This is a genomic window from Mucilaginibacter achroorhodeus, assembly GCF_007846095.1.
Classification (GTDB): Bacteria; Bacteroidota; Bacteroidia; order Sphingobacteriales; family Sphingobacteriaceae; genus Mucilaginibacter; species Mucilaginibacter achroorhodeus.
In genome coordinates this window covers 283,450-309,074 of sequence record NZ_VOEI01000006.1, presented here as the reverse complement: position 1 = coordinate 309,074, position 25,625 = coordinate 283,450, and the positions used below count along the sequence as shown (strand labels likewise).

23 protein-coding genes are annotated in these 25,625 nt (G+C 42.8%); 1 reads left to right on the top strand and 22 read right to left on the bottom strand.

From position 1 onward, the window contains the following. Positions 1-293: 293 nt before the first annotated feature. Positions 294-1,082, top strand: coding sequence for a carbon-nitrogen hydrolase family protein (locus tag FPZ42_RS16470; protein WP_146272946.1), 789 nt, complete (start codon positions 294-296; stop codon positions 1,080-1,082). Positions 1,083-1,208: 126 nt separating this feature from the next. On the opposite strand, the gene FPZ42_RS16465 is transcribed toward FPZ42_RS16470, so the two are convergent. The 22 genes from FPZ42_RS16465 to FPZ42_RS16360 all read right to left on the bottom strand — a co-directional run bounded on the left by FPZ42_RS16465 (position 1,209) and on the right by FPZ42_RS16360 (position 25,556). Then, a complete protein-coding gene (locus tag FPZ42_RS16465) occupies positions 1,209-3,176 on the bottom strand; it encodes an amidohydrolase family protein (protein WP_146272945.1) in 1,968 nt (655 codons plus the stop codon). Positions 3,177-3,323: 147 nt separating this feature from the next. After that, a complete protein-coding gene (locus tag FPZ42_RS16460; RefSeq protein ID WP_146272944.1) occupies positions 3,324-4,631 on the bottom strand; it encodes an ammonium transporter in 1,308 nt (435 codons plus the stop codon). Between the two features lie 86 nt (positions 4,632-4,717). Further along, complete coding sequence (locus tag FPZ42_RS16455; RefSeq protein ID WP_146272943.1) at positions 4,718-6,229, bottom strand: NADH-quinone oxidoreductase subunit N; 1,512 nt, start codon at positions 6,227-6,229, stop codon at positions 4,718-4,720. A 3-nt stretch (positions 6,230-6,232) separates the two neighbouring features. After that, the gene (locus tag FPZ42_RS16450) at positions 6,233-8,110 is read right to left on the bottom strand and encodes a mucoidy inhibitor MuiA family protein (RefSeq protein WP_146272942.1); all 1,878 of its coding nucleotides are present in this window, start codon (positions 8,108-8,110) and stop codon (positions 6,233-6,235) included. A gap of 66 nt (positions 8,111-8,176) precedes the next feature. Continuing rightward, positions 8,177-9,781 carry a complex I subunit 4 family protein gene (locus FPZ42_RS16445; RefSeq protein ID WP_146272941.1) on the bottom strand — a complete coding sequence of 535 codons (1,605 nt, stop codon included), beginning with the start codon at positions 9,779-9,781 and terminating at the stop codon, positions 8,177-8,179. Then, positions 9,781-11,844, bottom strand: coding sequence for an NADH-quinone oxidoreductase subunit 5 family protein (locus FPZ42_RS16440; RefSeq protein WP_146272940.1), 2,064 nt, complete (start codon positions 11,842-11,844; stop codon positions 9,781-9,783). Before FPZ42_RS16440 ends, FPZ42_RS16445 begins: the two co-directional genes overlap by 1 nt. Continuing rightward, positions 11,841-12,581: a TonB-dependent receptor gene (locus tag FPZ42_RS19420; protein WP_146272939.1), complete on the bottom strand. Its 741-nt coding sequence runs from the start codon at positions 12,579-12,581 to the stop codon at positions 11,841-11,843. The genes FPZ42_RS16440 and FPZ42_RS19420 overlap by 4 nt, the downstream gene beginning before the upstream one ends. After that, positions 12,578-13,468 carry a TonB-dependent receptor plug domain-containing protein gene (locus FPZ42_RS16430; RefSeq protein WP_146272938.1) on the bottom strand — a complete coding sequence of 297 codons (891 nt, stop codon included), beginning with the start codon at positions 13,466-13,468 and terminating at the stop codon, positions 12,578-12,580. The genes FPZ42_RS19420 and FPZ42_RS16430 overlap by 4 nt, the downstream gene beginning before the upstream one ends. Beyond that, positions 13,468-13,773, bottom strand: a complete 306-nt coding sequence (gene nuoK / locus FPZ42_RS16425; RefSeq protein ID WP_146272937.1) for an NADH-quinone oxidoreductase subunit NuoK — start codon at positions 13,771-13,773, stop codon at positions 13,468-13,470. Before nuoK ends, FPZ42_RS16430 begins: the two co-directional genes overlap by 1 nt. After that, a complete protein-coding gene (locus FPZ42_RS16420; RefSeq protein ID WP_261382329.1) occupies positions 13,770-14,294 on the bottom strand; it encodes an NADH-quinone oxidoreductase subunit J family protein in 525 nt (174 codons plus the stop codon). Before FPZ42_RS16420 ends, nuoK begins: the two co-directional genes overlap by 4 nt. Positions 14,295-14,320: 26 nt before the next feature. After that, positions 14,321-14,854 (bottom strand): 4Fe-4S dicluster domain-containing protein, encoded by a 534-nt coding sequence (locus FPZ42_RS16415; protein WP_261382328.1) that lies wholly within the window; start codon positions 14,852-14,854, stop codon positions 14,321-14,323. A gap of 151 nt (positions 14,855-15,005) precedes the next feature. Further along, on the bottom strand, positions 15,006-16,076 hold the full coding sequence (gene nuoH / locus FPZ42_RS16410; protein ID WP_146272934.1) for an NADH-quinone oxidoreductase subunit NuoH: 1,071 nt from the start codon (positions 16,074-16,076) through the stop codon (positions 15,006-15,008). 107 nt (positions 16,077-16,183) lie between these two features. Then, positions 16,184-17,020, bottom strand: coding sequence for a glutamate racemase (gene murI, locus FPZ42_RS16405; RefSeq protein ID WP_146272933.1), 837 nt, complete (start codon positions 17,018-17,020; stop codon positions 16,184-16,186). 61 nt (positions 17,021-17,081) lie between these two features. Next, positions 17,082-17,594, bottom strand: coding sequence for an OmpH family outer membrane protein (locus FPZ42_RS16400; protein WP_146272932.1), 513 nt, complete (start codon positions 17,592-17,594; stop codon positions 17,082-17,084). A gap of 42 nt (positions 17,595-17,636) precedes the next feature. Beyond that, positions 17,637-18,167, bottom strand: coding sequence for an OmpH family outer membrane protein (locus tag FPZ42_RS16395; RefSeq protein ID WP_146272931.1), 531 nt, complete (start codon positions 18,165-18,167; stop codon positions 17,637-17,639). 16 nt (positions 18,168-18,183) lie between these two features. Next, positions 18,184-20,742 (bottom strand): outer membrane protein assembly factor BamA, encoded by a 2,559-nt coding sequence (gene bamA / locus FPZ42_RS16390; RefSeq protein ID WP_146272930.1) that lies wholly within the window; start codon positions 20,740-20,742, stop codon positions 18,184-18,186. Positions 20,743-20,804: 62 nt separating this feature from the next. After that, positions 20,805-21,545: an isoprenyl transferase gene (locus tag FPZ42_RS16385; protein ID WP_146272929.1), complete on the bottom strand. Its 741-nt coding sequence runs from the start codon at positions 21,543-21,545 to the stop codon at positions 20,805-20,807. A 267-nt stretch (positions 21,546-21,812) separates the two neighbouring features. Then, positions 21,813-22,331 carry an ExbD/TolR family protein gene (locus FPZ42_RS16380; RefSeq protein ID WP_146272928.1) on the bottom strand — a complete coding sequence of 173 codons (519 nt, stop codon included), beginning with the start codon at positions 22,329-22,331 and terminating at the stop codon, positions 21,813-21,815. 120 nt (positions 22,332-22,451) lie between these two features. Continuing rightward, the gene (gene porG, locus FPZ42_RS16375; protein ID WP_146272927.1) at positions 22,452-23,225 is read right to left on the bottom strand and encodes a type IX secretion system protein PorG; all 774 of its coding nucleotides are present in this window, start codon (positions 23,223-23,225) and stop codon (positions 22,452-22,454) included. Between the two features lie 9 nt (positions 23,226-23,234). Next, the gene (locus FPZ42_RS16370) at positions 23,235-24,116 is read right to left on the bottom strand and encodes an NAD kinase (RefSeq protein ID WP_146272926.1); all 882 of its coding nucleotides are present in this window, start codon (positions 24,114-24,116) and stop codon (positions 23,235-23,237) included. Between the two features lie 12 nt (positions 24,117-24,128). After that, positions 24,129-24,791, bottom strand: coding sequence for a CBS domain-containing protein (locus FPZ42_RS16365; RefSeq protein ID WP_146272925.1), 663 nt, complete (start codon positions 24,789-24,791; stop codon positions 24,129-24,131). A 3-nt stretch (positions 24,792-24,794) separates the two neighbouring features. Further along, positions 24,795-25,556, bottom strand: coding sequence for an alpha/beta fold hydrolase (locus tag FPZ42_RS16360; RefSeq protein WP_146272924.1), 762 nt, complete (start codon positions 25,554-25,556; stop codon positions 24,795-24,797). Between the last annotated feature and the right edge of the window lie 69 nt (positions 25,557-25,625).

Sequence of the window (25,625 nt, the reverse complement as noted above, 5' to 3'; positions counted from 1 at the left end):
GCACAGCAGCATTGAAATGATGACACCCGAGCAAGCCCACCTGAAAACCGGTGAGCTGAAACGAAAATGGCAGAACTATTACCGGAAACCACACAGAAAGGAGGCTATCATGAATGATTGAACAAAATGAAGGATCAACATCCATCAGTATTAAATGATAAAGTGTAAATTCACCGCAGTATTAATTCATTAATCTGTAAACTTTTTCCAGGACGGGTCAGCGTTCACGGTGTTCACAAGTGTTCATGGCGTGAACGTGAACACTTGTGCAGGTTTTTGTTAAATTTACATGCATGAAAATTGCCCTTGCCACGCCTCACTTCCCCAAATCAATTGCAGACGGATTAGATAAAGTACAGCAACTTGCTGCCGAAGCTGCTAAGCAGGGCGCTGTTATCGTTTGCTTCCCGGAAACGTTTATCCCCGGCTATCCGTTGATAGAAGCTGACGTACCAAAACCATCGAAAGCGGAACTTAGCGAAGCGCTTAGTAAGGTTTGCGCGATAGCAAAAGCCAATAACATTGCCATTATTATTCCAATGGATTGGTACGAGGGTAATCAGTTTTATAACGTGGCCCAGGTAATATCAGCCGAGGGCGAAGTATTAGGTTACCAAACCAAGAACCAGTTAGATCCATCTGAGGACCAGCAATGGCAGCCAGGTAACCAGCGCCATCTGTTTGAGCTGGGCGGAGTAAAATTCGGAATCACTATCTGCCATGAAGGTTTCCGTTACCCGGAATCGGTGCGCTGGGCGGCACGCGAGGGTGCGCACGTTGTGTTTCACCCTCACTTAAGCGGCAGCGACGTAAAAGGCAAACAAATAATAGAATGGTGCAGCCCGGGCAGTCCGTATTACGAGAAAGCGATGATGATGCGTGCGCTGGAGAACACCATCTATTTTGCCAGCGTTGGTTACGCCATGAAATACCAGGAATCAACTTCCGCCATTATTGCTCCTGATGGAGAATGCCTTGCCTACCAGCCGTACGGCCAAGAAGGTGTAATTGTTACTGAAATCGAACTTGAAAAAGCAACCGGCTTTTTAGGCAAACGGTTTAAGGCTGATTTGTATCAGTAATATAATTACAACCCGCTGATCGATTCAGGTTTTCAACCAGCTCAGGCTGACAATACCGGAGTCATGGAGAGCCCCTCGAACCTTTATTTCTTAAGCTCGCCTTCCAACTTATGATTGCCGGTTATATTATTTACTAAATCCTACCATCTTATGTAATACGTAAGGGTTGTAAACCTTGCCACCTTTAATCACCACTTTTACGTTTCTAACTGCGCTGATATTATTAAGAGGGTTTCCATGAATAATAAGGATGTCGGCGTTTTTGCCCGTGCTGATGGAGCCTGTCTTTTGTTCAAGGCCCATCACTTGGGCCGGTATTAGCGTAGCTGTTTTCAATGCTTGTGCAGGCGTCAGTCCTCCTTCTACATATAGCTCTAACTCACGGGCCACACTAAATCCCGGGAAACCCATATCCGTACCAGCCACAACGGGTACACCGTCATCATATAACTTTTTCACCAGTACTTTCATACTACTCAACATAGGCATTAGCATGGCATGCGTGGCAGAATCTTCTCCGGTATTGGCAAATTGCGTTTGCAGTGGCAAAGGCAGCGTATAAAACGCGGGTTCCATTTTGGTAATGTCACCTTTAACATCGCGCAGGGCAAGGTCATAAACCCCAATAGTTGGGTCAATTACGGTTTTATGGTCTTTAATGAATTTGATGGTGGCCTTACTAACAGAATCATCAAAGTTGATCGAACGATCCTTATTCCGTTTCATCAGGCTGTAAACGTACTGGATGTGGTTTACCATATTCATGCCGGAGTCCACCCCACCTTTAAGCGTCATCCCGTTAGGAATGTGGCCGGTTACGGTGAAGCCCTGCTTATGTGCCTCGTCGCATATCACCTTTAAAATAGCCGGTTTTATCGAGCTGTAAATTTTTATCTGATCAAATCCTTTTGCCTTATAAGTGTCAACGGCTTTTACGGCTTCTTCTTTCGTATCAGCTTGGATAATTCCCAACGCCATAGGGCCTTTGCCATCAATGATACCGGCCATCAGTATCTTAGGACCAATGCCTTTGCCGGCATCAATCGCATTCCTAACAGCATCAATAAAACCCAGTTCGTTTCCGCAGTCGCGCACGGTTGTAACACCCGCGGCCAAATAAGCAGGGCCCCATTCTGTTTGTTCAAAATGGGCGTGCATATCCCACAAGCCCGGCATAATCGTTTTTCCTGTAGCATCTATGACGGTGGCACCTTTAGGGATAGCGGTGCCTTTTCCCATACTGGCGATGACACCGTTTCTGAGGAGCAAAATATCATTGGGTACAGATCTACCATTTTCTACATCAATGATGTTTCCACCTTTTATAGCAACAATACTTGAAGTCGCTTTTTGTGGCGGTGCAGCTTTTGCAAAGGCAGCCATGCCATAACCGGCTGCGCGATTGATAAATTCAGGCAGCAGGCTTTCGTATTCCTGGCGCATCATTTCGGTTTTGTCGCCTTCAGCATCAATGGTGAGAATGCAGATCAGTTTGCCATTGGCATCCGTCCAGACTAATTCATTTCCCCATATCAGTCCGCTTATGAGATACCGGTTAAAGGCTAACTGTTTGCTATTAAAAGACAGGTTATCTGTCCCATCCTTTCTAATCTGCAAAGCACCAAAAGGCAGTGTTGTGATATTAGCCGGCTGCTTTTGCTTATTCCAATATTGCAACAATAATTGCTGCACGGTAGCCGGTGAGTAACCTGCAATAGGGAAAGTGTTAGGCGCGATATTTTTAGTTTGTGATGATCCGTTTACCTGCACCAAAGCAGAATTACCTTTTATGGCAATCGAGTCATTAACTGTTGAAAATCTCGAAGTATTACCTTTGATTCTGAGTTCGATAGGATCTCCAACAGGATTTACTTTAATGGTGGCCTTTAAGGGAACGGGCGAGCCCCTATCAACAAATTTAAAATCAACTACATACTTTTTCTGGTCTCTGTAATTGTAAAACTTGTAGGTTTCCTTGCCTATGTTTTGCTGAAACTTGTGAAGCAAAAATACGCCGCTATCGGCAGGTATTTCCTGCGCATAGGTTTGACAAACGATACAAGACAAAAAGATCAGGAAAAGCAGCTTTCTCATTGCGGGTTGGGTTTAACCAAATATAAGAAAGTGGCCTAAGGTATTGATGCTGCATTTGAGAATATCGGGTAAAAAAAAGAAACGCGAAGTATCGCGTTTCTTTTTCAGATATTTTGTCGAGTGCGATACATCGCGTTGCCCAAATCCCTATAGTTTTTCTCCGTGCTGGCTGATATCCAGGCCAAGTTCTTCTTCTTCTTTTGAAACGCGCAATGGTGATATCATGTTGGTGATCTTAAGCAATACTACCGAACCTACAAAGGCGAATACTGATGTGGCTATCAGCGCCACCAACTGGATCAGGAACAAATGCGTGTGACCAAAAAATAAACCATCGCCGGTTGTGTTATTTGGGTTTACATTCTGACTGGCAAAAACGCCGGTAAGCAGCATGCCAACCATACCACCAACACCGTGGCAAGGGAAAACGTCGAGGGTATCATCTATAGAGGTACGTGTACGCCACTCAACTACCAGGTTACTTACCACTGCCGATATAATGCCGATGGCTAATGAATGTGGTACGCTTACAAAACCTGCCGCCGGTGTAATAGCTACCAAACCTACAACAGCGCCAATACAGGTACCCATGGCAGATGGCTTGCGCCCGCGCAGCATATCAAAGAATATCCAAGTAACGCCTGCTGCCGCAGATGCTGTTGTGCTCGTAGCCAGTGCAGTTACCGCCAAGTGGTTGGCGCCAAAGGCCGAGCCTGCGTTAAAACCAAACCAGCCGAACCATAATAAACCGGTACCTATCATTACATAGGTGATACGCGCGGGCGAGTGGTTTGCCTCGTTACGACGCTTAAGGAACAAAGCCGAAGCCAATGCTGCCCAACCTGCCGACATATGTACGACGGTACCACCTGCAAAATCCAGCACGCCTAATTTGGCTAAAATACCATCCGGGTGCCATGTGGCATGGGCCAATGGTGAGAATATAAAAATAGAAAACAGTATAAGGAATATGATGTAGGAATTGAAACGGATCCGTTCTGCAAACGCACCTGTAATTAGTGCCGGTGTTATAATGGCAAACTTAAGCTGGTACATCGCAAACAGCAACAACGGGATGGTTGGTGCTAACTTCCAACTGGCGTTCCCCAGCATACCCTTCATCATAAAATAAGTGGTTGGATTACCAATAACACCTCCAATACTATCGCCGAAGGCCAAACTAAAACCAAAGATCCCCCACATTACAGTAATGATAACCATACACACAATACTTTGCAGCATGGTTGATATTACGTTCTTTTTGTTAACCATACCACCATAAAAAAACGCTAAACCGGGTGTCATGATCAAAACCAGTGCGGTTGACATTAACATCCAGGCAATATCGCCGGTATTGAAGTTTGGATTTGCTGTTTTATCGAATTCAACAGACGGGAAAATAAACGTTAAAGCTAAAATAACGAGGAGTACACCAAAGGGAAAGTAGCGTTTCATGTTTAAATTGGTTTCGTTTGGTTAAAACGGCCTCAATTTATATATTTTATCAATCTAAACACAAAAAAATTTAAAATATTGAAATTTTAAAGCAGTTTGGTTAATAAATGCGGAAGAATACCAAATATAATTAGCAATAATGCAATTATAGAAGAAAAAACTACTAAATTAGTCGATTTCACAATTTCGTTAGGAACAATCTCAACCCGTTTCAGGAAAAGGTTCAAAGGAATTTTGATATAGTAGAATAAACCTACCACCGTGGTGACCGCACCGGTCGCCATTAAGGCCATTAACCAAGTGTTGTGGGTTTGCTGATAAACGTCATACACTGCAGAAAACACCAAAACCTTACCTGTAAAGCCAGCACTTATAGGGATACCGGTTAACGAGATCATTACCACAACAAAGCCAAGTGATATAACCGGGTATTTAAACCCAAGTCCTTTATAATCGCTGATGTTGGTGATATCCTCGTTGTTTTCAAAGTAATTTGCCATCATTAATGCAGCAATGTTTGCCAGGCCGTATACAAAAAGGTAATAGGTTAATGCGGATAAGCCGGTAGCACTAAAAGTCACCACTGCCATTAACGCAAACCCGGTGTGCCCTATACCAGAGTAGGCCAGCATCCTTTTCACACTATTTTGCCAAAGCGCTGCAAAATTGCCCGCTATCATGGTGATGATGCCTGCGGCAGAAAGAACAATTCTTACATTAACAGCCGCCCAATTACTGGTTGTGTTGAGTACTATTAGCGGCGTAATAAAGTTAACCAGCAAAGCAAAACCTGCAATTTTGGGCAGCGTGGATAAATAGGCTGTAACAGGCGTTGCCGCCCCCTCATAAACATCGGGCACATAAAAGTGCACCGGCACCGCCGATATCTTGAATGCTATGCCCAACAAAATTAAACCGGTAGCAAATGCAGAACTTATACCACTTACATGCAAGAGCCCCTGCTGCATTTGCGAAGAAAAAATATCAAGCGTGCCGGTGAACGAATAGAGCAATGAAATACCATACAACATCACCGCCGATGCTGCCGCACCAAACAGCACGTACTTTAAACCCGCCTCGGTACTTTTGGCATTGCCACTGCGGTAAGCAGCTAATAGGTACGATGCGATAGACACCATCTCTATGGCCAGATAAATGCTCAGCAAGTTAACGGCCATAGTCATCACATGCAAGCCCAGCAACGACCCGGTTACTATGGAATAAAGATCGGAAAGGCCTTTGGTATGTTGCTTTAACTTGTTGTCCCAGGTAAAAAACATCAGCAGTATCAATGCCAGCACATCTATGATAAGCTTAAAACTGATAGCCGGATGGTGCAACATTAGTATACCATTAAAAAGGCGAATGGTAGTATTAGCCGGCAACGTAACCTGCTGATTTAGTACCTGTAATATCACCAGTAACACACCACCGGTAGCTACCAGGCGGCACATTTTAGCAGAGCGCTTGCCGAATAAAAGATCTGTTACCAGCACCACAACAAACAACGCGATAAGGTAAAGCTCGGGCACAAAGTAGTGCAGGCTTTGCAAAACGTTATCCAGTTGTGTAGTGATGTTTGGTAAAAGATCTTTCATTAACTATTGTACAATTACTCCCGAGTTTTTAGGGTATTTAACCTGGTATTTTATGCGCAGCTTTTTTTCGTCCTGCGAGTTTAAATTGATTGCGTAGGACAGCTTGCCCGTTTCTTTATCCAGTTTGCCGCCACTTACTTCCTGCTGATCTACTTCGATACCGGAATTTTGTGAAACCGGTATCTGGTCTTCGATCAGCAGATCAACTGGTTGGCTCTTTCGGTTCTTAATACTTATCAACCAATCACGTGTTTCCTTCCTGTTTGAGCTCAACGCCTGCTTTTCTGTTAGGTCTTTTTGCAAGGTACGGGTTACTATAATATTTTTATCAACGCCTAATGATAAATTAAGGGTATCGTTAGTGGCATTGACATCAATCAGGGATTTACCGATGAACGTTCCTTCAAAGAACAAGTTAGCCTCACCGGATAAGAAATTGTATTTATTCCAATCTGTTAATTGTGCTGTAAGGAAAACATCGGTACTTAATTTGGGAGCGCTGTAATATTGGTAGCTTGCTTTCGTATCTATATCGTTGATAGCAACCGAATACTGTTTACCATCACTTGGGATGCTGTATGGGTTAGCAATATTAAATTCTACATTGGTTTGATTTTCAGTTTGTTGAACCTCAACAGGGTTTGAAGCTGCGCTACTGTTGCCTCTAATCTGAATCGTCATTCCTGCTGCTTTTCCTTGCAGAGATTTCTCTATTCTCTCTGAACTATATGCCGCAACTACCACTTCGTTTAATTGATTTGCAGATGGTTGCAGAGATATGTTCATTACTGCGGATGTTACGGGCCTCTCCTGTTGTTCGTAACCTAAGAAATTATATTGTAGGATTGCGCCGGCATTTGGAATCTGTAGCGAATAATTACCGCCGGCATCTGTAACCGTGCCTATTGATGTACCTTTCACTTTTACGGAAACCCCAGGCAAAACACTTTGGTTATCTGCCACATTACCTTGCACCCTTGTGATAGAGGACTGCTGCCCGGCATAGTACATATTGTAATTAAGAAAATAAGGTTTAAGCTCGGGTTTGCTGCCGCTAATAGTTGGGTTACCTGTTGATAGTGTAAGCTTTATATTTTTCCAATCTTCGCCGCTTTGCTGGGTAACGTTCGCTTTATATGAAATAGAAATAGGGCTATTTACATCTTTAGCTCTGATGTCATAAGTTGGATACCAGCTTGCATTATTTACGAGGTAAGTTAACTTAAAAGCCGATTGTACAGGCGCCTTGGCACTTACTGTAACCAAAATATCGCTGGTGGCGTCGCTATTACCTTTGCTCTTTAATATATCTGCAATTTGCTTATCGTAGCGTTGTAGTTGTTTGTTTAGTTCCGATATCTGATCGTTAATGGCCTGCTCCTTCTTTTTATTTTCGGTAAGCCTTGCTGTTTGGAAATCCAGTGCTTGTTTGAGTTTCAAAACATCCAGGTTTGCGTTTTGGCCGGTGATGGTTTGGTTTTTCACCAGCATATTATATTCTTCCTGGTTAATGTTAAGTGATGCGTTAAGCAGGGTCATCTTATCATGCAGTTTTTTCTGGTCTGCCTGTAATCCTTCTATCTGCTTTTGCTTGTTCTGCAGGTTCAGGTAATTCATCTCATGCTTAACCGCCAATATGGTAAAATTACCAGCACCTTTAACCTGTATGCTTTGTACATCGATGTTTGGCGATATATTTTCAAAAACAAGCGTTGATGTACCTGCCGGGATGGTAGTCAGTGCTGTACGAGTTACCTGTGCCCCGTTTAGAAACAGTGTTACTTTTTGTACTTGAGAAATAATTTTTTGCGAATCGTCTGCTGATGCGATGCCTTTTAAAACGATTAAAAGGCAAGTGATAAGTAATAACTTCTTAATCATGATATTCAGATTTATTACCTATAGGATGCAGTTGATCGATACTTTCCATAAACCGGTACCAAAAAATTATTTCACCTGCAAAAAGCTTACAAATGCCAGCACGGCATCGTTTATTTTACCAAATACCAACGATGGCATAATACCTAACCCTAATGCTAAAAGCGCCAAAGGCAACAAAGCGGCTGTTTCGCGGAAATTGATATCCGTTAAAGCTATTTTCCAGATCTCGCCACCTTTTAATGACACCGTGCCGAAGAACATTCTTTGCAGCGTCCATAACAGGTAGGCGGCACCTAACAGTATTCCCACTGCACCGCACACCGCCATCCATTGCGGTAGCAAGCCGTTAACTGAACTTGATTTGAAAGCTCCCGCCAGCGAGAAGGCCTCTGCCACAAATGCTGAGAAACCCGGCAAACCAAGTGAAGCAAAAAAGGCGATCATCACATAAACCGTATAACGCGGCATCAACGATGCCAATCCACGGAAGTTATAGATATCCCTGTCGTGCACGCGGCCGTAAACCACACCTACCAGGAAGAACAACATCGATGATAAAAACCCGTGACTGATCATTTGCATCATGGCACCGCTTACACCTTCGGTGGTGGCTGAGGCAATACCAAGCAACACAAAGCCCATGTGCGATACGGATGAATAAGCGATCAAACGTTTAAGATCACGCTGCGCCAATGCGTTAAAGGCGCCGTATAATATGGAGATTACCCCTAACAACCCTACCCAAAAAGCCGATGATATAGCTGCATCAGGGAATATACACATGCAGATACGAATTATTCCGTAACCACCTATCTTAAGCAGCACACCGGCTAATATAATAGATACCGGCGTAGGTGCCTCAACGTGCGCATCGGGCAGCCAGGTATGCAGCGGTACAACAGGCACCTTTATGGCAAAAGCCACAAACAACACCACAAAACCAACGGTACGCGCAGGCATGCCCAATATAGTAGCATGACTTAATGTAGAAAACACTGAACCCTCGATATAATTTTTAGGATTCATCATGTGGATGATGTTAAATGTATGATTGCCTGTTGCAGGGTCGGTTACCGAGAAGTACAAGCCAACCATTACTAACAGCATGAATACCGAGCCGAACAGGGTATAGAGAAAAAACTTAATGGCTGCATATTCCCTTCGAGCACCGCCCCACATACCGATGAGGAAGTAAAGCGGCAGTAACATTAGTTCGTAAAAAGTATAGAACAGGAAGAAATCCAGTGCGCAGAACACGCCCATCACCGCCATATCCAACAATAAGAACAATGCAAAAAAACCTTTTAGATTACTATTGATCTCCCAGGATGATATGGCAGCTACGACCATCACCAAAGCAGACATCACCAGTATGGTTACCGACATGCCGTCTATCCCCACAAAATAATCTATCTGCATTTTGCCCATGCTTCCCAAATCAAGATTGATCCAGGGTAGCTTTTGTACGAACTGAAACTGTTCTTCGTGGTTAATGCCTCCAAAACCAGGGCATGTTTTAAAGTTAAGATAGATAACAATGCTAATCACCAGCTGCACCAGCGTTGCCGCCAGGGTAAGGTATTTAAAGCTCGCACGCATGCTCGATGGCAATATCAATACGATGATACCAAACAGTACAGGGATAAATATAAGGAGCGATAAAAGGTTCATCAGGTCCAGATCATTTTAAAGATAAAAACAAAAGCCAGCACCAGTAACATGCTGTATAAATAATATTGCACCTTGCCACCCTGAAAACGGCGTGCAAAGTTACCTATTGCCTGCACAATGCCCGCAATTAAATGCAGTAAGCCGTCAACAATATTCCTGTCAAGCCAGGCTGCGATGGTGGCCAGCGACTTACCGATCCTGGTAAATAAATGCACAAGTCCATCTACTACCTTTTTATCAAACCAATACAGCAGGTTACTGAACCACATCACAAATTTGACGATAACACGGTTGTAAAACCTATCGATATACCATTCATTATAAGAAATTCGATAGAGCAGCCCGGTTTGCGGAAATGACCATGCATTGCGTTTGCCATAAAATGCAAAAGCGGCATACATTACAAATACGGCAAGCAAGTTCACCAATATGGGTATGATAGTATGGTAAATATTTTCGCGCACCAGGAAATTGGACGGCAGGAAGCTTTTATAGATCCAGGCATCTTCGTAGAATACCGGGCTATTTGAGAATAACGGGAACAAACTACAGATCGCCAAAAACACTAACGGCGCTTTATACAGCCAGTTACCATCGCCCATATGGATGTGGATGTGCGGATTAACTTTCTGCAACCTAAATTCGCCGAAGAATACTTTAACCACCAATCGGGCTACGTAGAATGCAGTGAGTACGCTGGTTAGCAGCGCAAAATACGGCACTATAGTAAACACGGCGCTTTTACCTTCGGCCCAAACGAATGATTGTATCAGTATGCCATCTTTAGATAAATAACCCGATGTAAAAACAAAACCTACCAGCGCCAATGCACCAATAATGGTTACGATGAACGTTAACGGTAGCTTTTTACGCAGGCCGCCCATGTGTAGGATATTCTGCGGATCGATATCTAAGTTGTTGTCATCCTTAATGTGTTTCATCTGATGGATAACGATACCCGCTACCAGAAACAGCAGGCATTTAAAAAACGCATGCGTTACCAAATGGAACAGCGATGAAGCGTAAGCCCCAATCCCCATGGCCAGCACCATAAACCCTAATTGCGAAATAGTTGAATATGCCAGGATGCGTTTAAGATCATTTTGGGTGAGTGCGATGGTTGCCGCCATAAATGCGGTGAAGCAACCTACAATGGCTAAAATTGTAAGTTCGCTTTCTATAAATAATGGATAAACCCTGCCTAACAGGAACACGCCAGCCGCCACCATGGTAGCAGCATGTATCAATGCCGAAACAGATGTTGGGCCTTCCATAGCATCGGGCAGCCAGGTATGAAGCGGGAATTGCGCCGACTTAGCAGCGACAGCCAAAAATATCCCGGCAAAAGCCACATACTGCCAAACCGCCGGTATAGCGCTATGCGGACCAGCCCACATGCCTGCCGCTATGTTTGATAGCTGTACAAAGCCTTCTTTGCCGAACAGTGCCTGGATATCGAAAGTACCAAACAGGGTGAACAGGATGATGATAGCCGTTAGCAGACCAATATCGCCTATGCGGTTCATGATGAAGGCTTTTTTGTTGGCCATCACCGCGCTTTGGCGGGTAAACCAAAAACCGATGAGCAGGTATGATGAAAACCCTACCAGTTCCCAAAAGGCGTATAGCATTATCAGGTTATCTACCACAACCAGGCCCAGCATACTGAAACAGAAAAGGCTCAGGTAACGAAAGTAGCGGCTGTACCCTTCATCGTCCTTCATGTAAGCAATGGAGTAGATATGCACCGGCAAAGCAATCATTGGTACCAATAGCAGCATCAGTACCGAAAGATTGTTAAGCAGTAGACCTGCCTGCACCTTGGTAGCGCCGATTATGAACCAGGTGATTTGGGCGTGTATAACAGGTGCATTCCAAACCGAGGTAAACACTTTTATTGCTAATACCAAACTTACGACGATGCCAACTGTAGAAACCAGCGCAGCAATTCTGTTCTTGTTAAATAGTAGTAAATTCAACACAAATGCAGCAAAAGGTAACACCACCGCCCAAATGGCGAAGTTTACGGTTTGTGCATCGGTATGTGAAAGGATCGGAATCAATTTTTGATCTGTAATTTTTGCTTTTTAGCTGCCGCTTTTGTGGTGATCAGTACCACCCCTTTTTTACCTGCTGGACCATATATGGCAGTCGATTTCGCGTCTTTTAAAACACTGATGCTTTCGATATCATTAGGGTTAATGGCTTGTAATCTAACTTTATCTGCCTTTACGCCATCGATAATGTAAAGTGGATCATTGTTAGCAATTGGCAATTTGGTCTCATTTGCATCAATCAATGCTTTTGTGCCTTTTATCCCTGTTTTGGTTGCAACTAATACAACGCCATTTTTACCCTGATCGCCGTATAATGCAGTAGCACTCGCACCTTTTAAAACACTTATAGTTTCAATATCCTCCGGCTTTAGGGCGTTAAATAACCGGCTATCTACTTTGTAGCCATCTACCACATATAGAGGGTCGTTTAACAATGATGCCGACTCACGCAACTTGATTGTGGTTGTATCCGCGCTTGTGGAGTTTTTGGTTGTAACCAAAACCACACCATTTGCACCTTCGGGGCCGTATTTCGATGTTGCTTCTTTATTTTTTAAAATGGTTACACTTCTAACGTTAGCGCTGTCTAAACTTTTAAGGTCACCACTATATTTTTTGCCATCCAAAATTATCAGGGGCTTTTTATAGTCAAAGGTACCTGTTGTAGTTCCGGGCTTAGTAACTTGTGCTCGAACGCCTATCGACGCAAAAAAGCAGATCATCATTAATAATAACTTTTTCATGGTGCAGGTACTTGGTTTAGTTCAATATTCAAGGTGGCCGGTGTGCGGTTTTTACGAGTGCCCTTTGCCGGGGTAAAACTTACCGATGCAATATCGGCACTGTAAAGCTTAAACAGGGCAAGCAGATCGTCTTCATTTCCGCCGATCAGTGTTGTGCCATCGCTCACTACATAATTAACGCCATCATCTTTACCACGGCGGCTGCGGATATAACGCTTGTAGGCTTTTGACATGGTGCCAAACTTGTACTGGTAAAGCTTTTTACCATACACCTTTGAGGTTACGTTAAGCGTGGTATCATTGTCCTTTGAACCTACAAACTTTGGCTGTATAAGCGTATCTATTGCCAATATTTTTTCAGGCGCTATATCGCTTACGCTGCCAAAGGTTACTTCCTCGTTGTAAATAAATGATTTTTTTACAGGCAGTGTAGTAACGGGTTTTACCGGAGCACTTGCCATACCATTTGGCATATGCCTGGCCTTTATAAATACCGCACCGGCAGCAGCCTTAGCGCCATACATAGCACGAGCGCTTTTGCGCTTTACAACCGATACTTCTAACACGTCATTCACATTGATATCGCGCAGGTTACCTTCATAAGGCACATCATTGATCAGCACATAGGGTTTTTGTTCTCCCTCCGGAGGATCATTAAAAACCATCCGCTTGTCGGCACCCATGGTTACATATTGAAATTCTTCCTCGGGCTCGGGATCGGGCTCAGCGTAACTGCTACTGCCACCACCACGATGATGACGCCTTTTCTTGGAAGTTTTTTTTACCGACGAATGTTTTGCTTTCTTTTTTGAACTGCTTTTTTTCCGCTGGGCATCCACGCTGCCTACGGTAAACAATACAAGCAATATGATCAACAACCGTTTCATTAATCTTTTAACTGGTTTATTTTATCAGGATCGATGGTTTTATATCGCCGATAAACATTTAAAATTATAGCCAATGCAACTGCGGTTGTTGCAGCGGCCAACACAATGGCAAACAACGCAAAAACCTGCCCGCCATTATTTGCGCGATCAAGTTTACCAAAGGCCACCAAGTTCAGTATTGCAGCATTCAGCATCAGCTCAATACCGATAAGCACCTGTATAGCATTCTTTTTTGATACGATGATAAATACACCGATGCAAAAAAGCATTACGCTTATTATCATAAAATCCTGCTGGGTTATCATACTTGGTTTGCTCCTTCCCTGCGTGACAAGTGCGCCGCGCCAACCAATGCCACCATCAGCAATATGGATATAACCTCAAAAGGCAGTAAGTACCGCGTCATTAAATTAACGCCGATCTTATTTATCCCTGTTCCATCGATTGGCATAGTATTGCCGGCCTTAACAGACTCGATTACCCATGGCAGCTGATCTACATGTGCTTTAAATATCACGTTGAGCATTATTACCGCAAACAAGCCCGCCAGGAAAAAAGCCGGTGCATTACTTAAACTGATGAACTTATTCTTTTGTACCTCAACCTTATCCAGGGCCTCTTTACCTGAAAGCATAAAGGCGAACAATATTAAAACTAAAATACCGCCAACATATATCACAATCTGTGTTACGGCCACAAAATCGGCCAGTGCCAATACATAAAGACCCGCTAAACCAAACAGCGTGACAAAAAACATGAAAATACTTCGCACCAAATTTTTACCGGCAGCAACTACCAACGCAGAGCCGAGAGTGATAAATGCCATTAAGTAAAACAGTATTTTTATCATGCTCATGCCCCACCCTCCTTTGCTTTAAGGGCAGCTGCTTTAGCTGCGGCCTTGGCAGCCTGCTGTTCATCAAACAAACGGCGTTTTTCTGCAGCATCCTCCGGCGACATATCAGTAAATTCATAATTAAGATCGGCCAGTTGGAAAACTGTTCGATCATACTGGTTGGTCATGGTTATACACTCGGTTGGGCAAACTATAGTACACAGGCCACAGTACATGCATTTGGCCATGTCTATATCAAACTTAGCCGCATACAACATCTTTTTCGAGCCATCAGAAGTTTCACCGATAACGCCCTCTGTTGATTTTATCGACTCTATATCTATGCAGTTAACCGGGCATATCTTAGCACAAAGGTCGCATACAATGCAATCATCAATTTCAACATCCAACTGGTACCGACCAACCTCCGGCACAGGTAAAGCCTGTTTGGGGTATTGGATGGTGTTAGTGCTTTCCTGCTGTTTAAAATAGTTATTGTCGGTTACAGATATAACCTTACGTTTTGAATTAGACGTAAAAAGGGTTTTCATGGTGAGGGAAAGTCCCTTCCATGCAGTTGTTAAGCCTTTTATCGTTTGTCTAATCATTTATTTGTCTTGAATCATGATGTGCCTGATTAAAGAATTACCATGATCTTCTTTTGTCTTGATTCCTGATTCTTGTATCTTAATTCTCTTCCAATCACATTACCCACAATCGCCATATCCCAGATATCAGCATACATAAAAACGCCAGCGGTGTAAGTACTTTCCAGGAAAGGTTCATGAGCTGGTCTACCCGCAAGCGGGGCAGCGTCCAGCGGATCCACATTTGCATACCCACTAATCCTAACGATTTTATCAATATCCAAAGTATTCCCCAACCTGCGCCTGTAGTCCAGTCGGCCAATTTTGCTGCGCCGATATTGGGCAAAGGTGTATTCCAGGCGCCAAGAAAAAGGATCACCCCTATCATAGATACCAGGAACATCATTGAATACTCGGCCAGGAAAACCAGCGCAAACTGAAGGCCCGTAAACTCAGTATGGAAACCGGCAACAAGTTCTGATTCTGCTTCTGGTATGTCAAACGGCGCACGGTTACTTTCTGCCAGCGATGCAATAAAATATATCACAAAAGCAACCAGTAAATGCGGCGCTTTAAAAACGTTCCATGATAAAATGCCGCCAATATGCGTAACATCCCAAAAGCCAAAAAATTTAACCTGCTCTACCGATAGCACACCTTGCTGCATAGCAATATCCTGCAGGTTTAATGTTTGCGCCACCATCACAACGGCAATAATGGAAAAGCCCGCAGGTATTTCATAAGAGATGATCTGCGCAGCAGAGCGCATGGCCCCCAATATAGAATACTTGTTGTTTGATCCCCAACCGGCCATCAGGATACCAAGGGTTTCTATGGAGATGATGGCAAAAACGTAATACAAACCAATGTTGATGTTGGCGGGTATTAAGCCCGGCCCCCAGGGCAATGCCACAAAACCTAAGTAAACACCGATAAAAATGATAACAGGTGCGGATACGAACAATATCTTATCTGCAGCGGCAGGAATGATTATCTCTTTTTGAGCCATTTTCATCATATCGGCCAGTACCTGGAGGGTACCGTATTTACCGGTTTCCATAGGGCCTAAACGGTTTTGGATAAAGGCACTCACCTTACGCTCGGCATATACACCAAACATGGTAAACAGGGCCACAAAACCAAATAAACCTGCAGCTACGATAAAATATGTAAGATAAAAACTCAAGTCGGTTTGCTAAGGTTGCAAACTTACTAAATGCTATGGATAGTTGACTGTTTAGGTAGTTGTTTTTTAAACCTTATTTAGAACGTTTCTACAAAGTTGACCCTTGCCTAACACTGCCTAACATCAGTGAATGTGCTTTTGATAATACTGCCAAAAAACTCTGAGGCATGCTTATCAAATTCTGCGGTATTATCCATAGTGGTAAAAAACTGTCTGCTTCTGTCTTGTGCGAGGCGTTGTTCCATTTCCGGATGGCGATGGAGATAGTCTGCTAAACTTTGGGCAACGATGTCTCCCTGCCCAACAACCTTGATATGAGAAGGTAAATGTGCTTTTATTTTACCTTGCAGCAATGGGTAATGTGTACAGGCCAGCAAAATGGTGTCTATGTCATTTGATTGGGCCATCAACTCATCCAGATATTGCTTAACAAAGTAATCGGCACCTTCATTTTTATAATCGCCGCTTTCTATCAATGGGACCCATAACGGGCACGCTTGCTGATGCACTTTCAAGTCGGGGAAAAAGTGTTCGATCTCCAGCAGGTATGAACCGGATTGCACTGTTCCATTGGTCCCCAATACGCCAATGTGCCTGGTTTTGGTGTAATCGCCTATAACTTCTGCGGTGGGGCGTATAACGCCTAAAACGCGCTTATCAGGATGGGTTGTTGGCAGATCATTTTGCTGAATGGTACGTAATGCTTTGGCCGATGCGGTGTTACAAGCCAAAATAATAAGCGGGCAACCTTGTGCAAACATCCATTGCACGCACTCCCATGTGTACTGATGAATAGTGTTGAAAGACCTGTTGCCATAAGGCGCCCTGCCATTATCGCCAAGGTACAGGTAATCATAAGCAGGCAACTTTTCAACTATGGACCGAAAAACGGTTAAACCACCTATCCCCGAATCAAAAATACCGATGGGCCCTTTTGCTGTCATTTGCTCAAAAATAAAAAAAGCGCCCCAATGAGGGGCGCTTTTCAAATTATTTACGCTTAAATTATTTTAAACCTAATTTAGTTTTAACAGCCGGTAAAAGATCATCAGCAGCAGGAGATACAACTAAATAGTCGTTAGTGGTATCTAATACATAACCGTAACCTTTTTCTTTAGCAGCAGCTTCAACAGCACCACGTGCTTTATCGATAAGTGGTTTACCTAACTCGCGTTGTTTAGCTTCTACTTGTTGCTGAGATGATTGTTGGTAATCTTGTAAACGTTTACCGATATCTTGCAACTCGTTCTCAGCAGCAGTACGCTGTGCATCAGTCATGGTAGCTCTTTTTTGCTGGTAAGCCTGACCTTTAGTTTGGTACTCAGTGTTTATAGCAGTAAGCTGATCAACAAATTGTTTTTGATATGCTTCAAGTTGAGTTTTGATAGTTTTGGTCTCAGGCATCATGTCAATTAACTGAGAAAAGTTAATGTGACCAATTTTAGACTGAGCCTGGGCAAAGTTGCCTGCAAATAACATCCCTGCTGCAACTAAAGCAACTTTTAGTAGTTTTTTCATTTTTGATTTTCTGTGTTTAATAATAGTTCTATTGTATAATCTTTACTTGGCCAACACACCCGGTTTTAAACCAAGGCGGGTAATAACCTGATCGCTCTTGTTGTAACGAGGGCTTGCATATAGCATAATAACCTCGCTGTTCTTGTCAAAAATCATGTCTAAATTTTCGCTCTCGGCAACAGCCTGTACAGCTTTAGACACCTTGTCCTGGATAGGTTTAATCAGCGCATTGCTTTTTTTAGACAGATCACCATCCGGACCAAAGATTTGGCGCTGGTAGTCTTTCGCTGCCTTTTCTTTATCTACGATCTCCGCTTCGCGACGTTTCCGCTGCTCAGGCGTCATTAATACCTGATCGGCCTGGTAAGCTTTGTATAACCGCTCTATCTCCTGAAAACGGCCGTCCACATCTTTTTGCCATGATTCTGACAACGCTGCCAATTGCTTCTGCGAAGAAACATATTCAGGCATATGTTTCAAAATATAATCAGAATCCACATAAGCAAAACGTTGTGCAAATGCTGCTGTAAATGCACTGAACGTAAAAAAAAGTACTAAAATTATCTTCCTCATATACGAATATGCAAAATTAATTAAATCCGCCGCTTAAGCTTTGTGAAATTGTGAAGTGGAAGTGACCTTTGTTAGCATCAGGCTGACCAGGAATAGCATCGAAACCATAACCATAATCTAAACCAAGCAAACCAAATATCGGTAAGAAGATCCTTGCACCCACACCCACAGAACGCCTTACGTTAAACGGATTAAACTGGCTAAAATTATCCCAAACGTTACCACCTTCAGCAAAAGCTTCCAGGAAGATAGTTGCCGATTGGCTGGCGATAACCGGATGCCTCAACTCTAATGTGTATTTGTTGTAAATGGCATTACCCTGGTTAGTGTTAGCATTTTGGTTTGAACCGATTGGAACGATAGAGAAGTTCTCGTAACCGCGTAAACCAATTATATCTGTACCCTGTAAGTACTGGTAAGTTTGCATACCATCACCACCCAATTTGAAACGCTCAAACGGAGATGTACCTACCAGTTTATTGTATTGACCCAGGTAACCGAAACGCACCTGCGACATTAATACCAACTTACCTGCTATACGGTTAAACCACTGGGCATCAAATTTCCATTTGTAATATTCCACAAAATGGTAGCGCTCCTCCGGCGTTGCAATTTTATAATTGATATTATTGAACAACGAGTACGGCGGTGTTGCCTGTATAGTTAATTTAATGTTTGAACCCTGTGTTGGATAAATCGGCGCGTCAACTGAGTTACGGCTTAACTCCTGGGTTAACTTAATGTTGTATGATGTACCGTTTTCCAGTACATAGCCACGATAGTTATCCAGATTGTAGTGGTCAAAGTTAAGTGAGTAGTTAAGGCGGAAATAGTTATCCGGCCAGTTTAATACCTTACCTAAAGTAACACCCACACCATTTATACGTAACCTATTGTAGTTAGGGCTCGATTTTGGATAATATTGGCCTGTAGATGATCCTTGCGTATAAGCTGATAACGCAAAGAAAATAGGTTTTTTACCGCCTAACCATGGCTCAGAGAATGTGAACGAGAAGTTCTGATAGATACGACCGCTCGACTGGCCACGTAAGCTCAGCTTTTGACCATCACCCTTAGGTAGCGGTTTGTAAGCTTTCCAGTTGAATATGTTACGTAACGAGAAGTTGTTGAATGTTAAACCCAGTGTACCCACCAACTGGCCACCACCGAAACCACCTGAAAGCTCGATCTGGTCTGATGGTTTTTCAACTACGTTATAGATCAGATCTACCGTACCATCAACAGGATTAATGTTAGTTGGTTTTGGTTCTGTTTTCTGCTCGTCAAAGTTACCCAACTGACCGATCTCGCGCGCACTGCGTATTAATAATTCTTTGTTGAATTTCTGACCAGGTTTGGTACGTATCTCACGCATTACAACCTTATCATTAGTAACATCGTTACCTTTTAATATAACGCGGTTAATGGTGTATTGCGGCCCTTCGTATATACGGATATCCAAGTCTACGGTGTCATTATAAACACGTGTTTGTACCGGATCTGCATTGAAAGTAAGGTAACCGTTGTTAAGATATAATGAAGATACGTCGTCGTTATTTGGCGTGGGTCCTGTTAAACGTTTGTTTAACTGATCCTCGCTAAACACCTGTCCTTTTTCTATAGACAGGATACGGGTAAGCAATTCTGCGTTATATGTAGCGTTGCCGGAGAATTTAATGTTACCGAAGTAGTATTTAGGGCCCTCATGAACTTTTATGCGCACGTCAACGGTTTTCTCATCATGCATGGTAACCGTATCGCTGATGATCTCTGCATCGCGGTAACCACGCTCCTGCATTTTTTCTATCAACGTTTGCTTATCCTCATCATATTTGTCCTGCTTAAATTTCTTTGAGCCGAAAATATGCCAGAATTTCTTTGGCCTTGTATTTTTAAGGAAACCACGGAGTGTACCATCAGATAACTTGCCGTTGCCTTCAAATGTAACGCTATTGATCTTAACCTTACTATGCTTATTAACGGCAACATCCAGGATAACGCTGTTAGGGTCGCCCGGGTCTTTGGTTTGCTTAATGTCTACCGTGGTGTTAAGATAACCTTTCTCATTAAAGTGTTTTTTAATGATAGCGTTGGTAGTACTCAACAGGTTTTCGTTAACAATTTTACCTGTCTTGTCGTTCAGTTTTTTGTTCAGGTCTTCTATCTCACCCTTGCGTAAACCGGTTATATGCAAACGTGATAAACGCGGGCGCTCGGTAACGGCAATATCCAGGAAAATACTATCTCCTTTTATTGCGGTAATGTTAAGTTGCACATCATCAAACAAACCTTGTTTATAAAGGTCTTTTATAACTGTGGCATTTTGCTCGCCGGGAAGATTGATCTTATCGCCCTTGTTTAGTTTTGATATGGTAAGGATAACATCTTTATCAAGATGCTGTACACCGCTAACGGTAACTCCACCAATAATATAATCTTTCGGATTAAGATAGCTTAAACTATCGGCCGGAATAGCGCCACCTGGAAGAGCACCACGCTGCCCGCCGCCGGATACTTGTGCCAGCGCCGCAGTGCTTATAAATGATAAGATAAGAGCAAAAAAAACTTTATTCATCCGAATATTTTAGTGGGCTAAAAATAATTTATACAGTTGTTAAAAAGTGTTAAAAGTAAAATTTAATTTACCTGTTCACTGGTTTTGCCAAATCTGCGTTCGCGTTTCTGGTAATCTAAGATGGCTTCAAAAAGGTCTTCACGCCTAAAATCAGGCCATAGTTTTTGCGTAAAATAAAGCTCGGCATACGCAATTTGCCAAAGTAAATAGTTGCTTATGCGGTATTCCCCACTTGTTCTTATTAAAAGTTCGGGGTTGGGCATACCTGAGGTGTATAAATTATCTTCAAACATTTGTTCGTTAATGTCCTCAAGCTGCAACTCGCCGCTTTGTACCTTTGCTACCAATTCCTTTGCAGCATGTACAATCTCTTCTCTTGAGCTATAACTTAGCGCCAGCGTTAAGGTTAAACCGGTATTCACTGATGTTTTTTCAATAGCAGCCTCCAGTTCTCTATGACATTTACCGGGCAACTTATCCAAATCGCCAATTGCATTAAGGCGTACATTGTTTTTCATCAGCTTGGCTATCTCCTTGTTTAAGGTAGATATCAGCAGCTCCATAATTGCGGTAACCTCAAGTTTTGGGCGGTTCCAGTTCTCGGCGCTAAAAGTATAGAGTGTTAGATACTCAACACCCAGGTCACCTGCAGCCTCAACCACATCACGTACAGAAAGCACACCGTTATGATGACCAAACACTCTTAATTTGCCCTTACCTTTTGCCCAACGGCCGTTGCCATCCATAATAACTGCAATGTGGCGGGGTACTCTCTGAAGATCAATCTGGTCTATATAACTCATTTGTTTAACGGTTTACACAGCACCGTTTATGCTGATGTACCTTTTTAACCTGTGGCATTTTACCGTCACAAGATGCACAGTAACCAATGTTATTTTTTTCAGGTGACAAAGGTAAAAACTTAGTTTGTATTATTTTAGTATGGATTAAAAAAGAAATCTGCCTTGTTTTCCATTTTCGGGCTGATAGCCAACAGTTAACGCTAACATAAAAAAAGCGCCGCAACTTTTAGTTACGACGCCTCACACATGGTTTAGGTTAAGAATCTTTTAAAATGCCTGTTTCTGTTTAAGCAAGTCGATGTCAGTTTTATCGATGTTTGCTATGGCAAATTGCTGTATATTGTTAATATTCATTTCATCCAGTGTATTGACCAGGTTTTCATAAACGGAAGTTTCGGCGGGCTTTATCACTACTATTAAGTCTTTGCCTGTGGTTTTACGTACTTCATCTCGTACCTCAGTGATTGCGCGACGAAGGCCGCTTTTGCCATAATTTGTTATAGTTGCCGGAATCTTTGGATTTTGCGGCTCGCCCAGGTACCATAAGGCTTTATTGTTGTTACCAAGGCAGATGGTCATGGTGCGTGATTGTGGTACGGCGCCGCTCTCCCCTACCGGCATTACAACATCCATAGCTTTTGGTTTGCTTAGGGTGGTAGTGAGCATAAAAAAGGTGATCAGCAAAAATGCGAGATCAACCATTGCGGTAAGATCAACCCTTAGGGCTGCTTTCTTTGTGCGAACTCTGTTACCGCTTTTCTCGGGGTTTGTGTTTAGCTCGGCCATGGCAATATGGTTTTAAAGGTTAATAATTGGTTTCTTAATTATTATACCGATAAATATACCGCTTTGTTTAATAAAACAAAATATTATTTTGTTTTATTAAATTTTACAGAATTTTAAATCTTAGTAATAACATTTCGATGTTACGAAAGTGTAGGAAATAGTGAGCCCGAAAAAACCATACAGATCTTTAGATTTAAAGTCACCGCGCTGCGAACCTATGATGGCCGGCCCTGCACCAACCTCGCCTGATCGGTCGGCGAGGCGTGCTCCATTGCTGTTGGGATTAGGAAATGTACGGTAAACGCCGCTTACGTCATCCAAAAAATCGGTGTTGGTGTAGCGGTAACCCAGCTCGGCACCTAATGTCCATTTACCGCCGATGTTATATTTAAAACCAGCGCCAAAGGGTATCACCAAGGTTTTTGTTCCATAAGCGGTACCCTCCGTTTGTAATGGCCGCAGATCAATCCTATTACCGTCTAACATAGCTTGCGGATTGTAGGATGTGATACCTGCCCCCAGGAAAACATATGGCGTGTAAATATTTTTGCCTGCATCGGGTATATAGCTCATAAAATGAAAATCCAATATCAGGCTAAGCTCTTTTAATTGATCAGTAAAACTAAGGTTACGCTGCCGAAATTGCTCGATGTGTGATGTGCTGTCGGCACCGCTTATTTGACCGTACACAAAATTTAGGCGAAGCCCCAGGTAGCGGTCAAAATTTCGCTTTACGAATACGCCGCCAAAGCCACCGTTTGGCTTAAAAGGATTATTGGTGTTAAGGTCGCCTACGTAGGCAGCTGCGCCGGCACTGCCGCCGATCTCCCAGGTTTGGGAACGGGCAACAAAGCTTGTTAATAACAATAATAGTAAGGCAGCGTATTTGCGCATTAAGTAAAGTTAATAATTACGGGCGTCTAAACCCCATAATAACTTTTTCCTGAGTGTAGACAGGTAGCTTTCATTATTAAGCCTGATAAGGTTGAGCTTAAAATCGGCCTTGTAAACCCTAAACTGCATGGGTTTGTCAATGATCGCCGTACGGCTGTCACAAGATACAATATAATTATTGCCGCGATAATCCACATCTATAGATACCCGGCTTGTGTTTGGCAATACCACCGGCCTCACATTTAAATTATGAGGGGCAACGGGTGTTAGGGCTATACTATCAGACTGCGGGAAAATGATAGGACCATTACAGCTTAAAGAATAAGCCGTTGAGCCGGTTGGTGTTGAAACGATGATACCATCGCCCCAGTAGGAGTTTAAGAACTCGCCATCTAAAGCCACATGGCAGGTGATCATGGCCGAGTCATCACGTTTGTGGATGGTAATATCGTTAAGTGCAAAATTGTTATCGCCAAAGATCTTTTCGTCGGAGTCTATTACAAGTAGTTCACGACTATCTAATGTATATTCTTGATTTACTACCGCATGTATTGCTGCAGCGATATCACTTTTGTTGATGCTTGCCAAAAAGCCCAGGCGCCCAAAATTGATACCAATAACGGGGATGCCGGTATCGCGCACAACGCTCACCATATCTAAAAGGGTACCGTCGCCACCAAGCGTAAGAAATATATCGATATGACCTTTTAAAGCCGAGTCACAATTAAGCACGGTGAACGCCGATGTATCGATGTGGTTCTGTAAATTCTCGTTTAAAAGCGGATGGATGCAAACCTCCACATTATGTTGTAACAAGGTATCAAATACCTGCCTGATGTACGGAAATATAGATGCATCATTGAACTGCCTTCCGTAAACTGCTATTTTCATGTGTGGCTTTTGCTATAGATTGAGGTAGTTCATCAATGAATCATACCTATCCATCGAGTTATCATTGTTATCGGTAGAATTAAAGGTAGCCTTTACCTCGTAACTGTATCGCTGAAAGGTTGCCAGTATGTTTGAAACATCCTGCTTATTCACCTTCAGTGTTACTTCCATACGGGTAGAGTCTGGAAAGGTACGGGTATATGAGCTCAGGATCTGTGCATTATCAGACTCAACCACCTGCGACATGTGTGCCAATGAGTTATTCTTGATATCCACTTCAAGCACAATAATACCGCCCGGCTCTGAACAGGAAGTAAGTTTGGCAAAATACTCTGCCATGCAATTGATACTGATAAGCCCCTGATATTCTTTTTTTTGATTGAGTACAGGCACTATTGTAAGCTGCTGTTCATAAAACAAACGGATAACATCGTAGATGTGCTGCTCCTCTACCACATAAGGGTTTACAAGAGATAACGCAAGTGCACCTATCGGCGTGTTATAATCAGGCTCTTCAATCAGGTCATCTTCACTTACCAATCCCAAAAACTGGTCTTCGTTTACAATTGGCATATGGCGCACACGAAACTCTGCCATACGGTCAAAAACCTTCTGTATACTATCAGAGGTATGTACCGGGGGTATCGCGTCTTCTATAAGCTCAATTGCACGCATATATTATCGTTTTATTTTATCTAAGAAACCCTTAAGATAGGTATTAAATTCCTGAGGACGCTCCATCATTGGTGCATGCCCGCATTTATCTATCCAGTGCAGTTCTGAGTTTGGCATCAGCTGGTTAAATTCTACAGCTACCTCCGGCGGGGTAATTTTATCATCACGGCCCCATATCAAACAAACCGGCATGGTTATCTTGCGCAGTTCGTCTTTCATGTTATGCCTAATGGCAGATTTCGCCATTGCCAAAATGCGTATAACCTTAGGCCTGTCATTTATGGTTTGGTAAACATCATCTACAAGTTCTTCGGTAGCAATTGCAGGGTCGTAAAATGTGAATTGTACTTTCTCACGCACAAAATCCTTATTCTCACGCCTCGGGAATGATCCGCCAAAGGCATTCTCATATAAACCCGAACTACCGGTTAGCACCAACGCCTTTACATAGCCAGGATGCGCCAGTACATAAATTAAACCCACATGCCCACCAAGCGAGTTACCCAACAGCGTAACATTTCTCAGCTTTTTAAATTTGATAAACTTGTGTACAAATTTAGATAACGCCCTTACACCGGTAGTAAGTATAGGCAATTCATATATAGGCAGCATTGGTATAAGCACCTTATACTCTTTACTAAATTCTTCAACAACATCGTGCCAGTTGCTTAAAGCGCCCATCAAGCCGTGTAAAAGCAAAAGCGGTTCGCCTTCACCAACTTCGATATAGCTAAATCCATGTTCTTGTCTAAGCACCAGCTCCATATAATTGTATGTAAGTTCTATTTTTATCTGTTAAGGCTTAACCTCAACTGTTGTAAAATTATAATTATA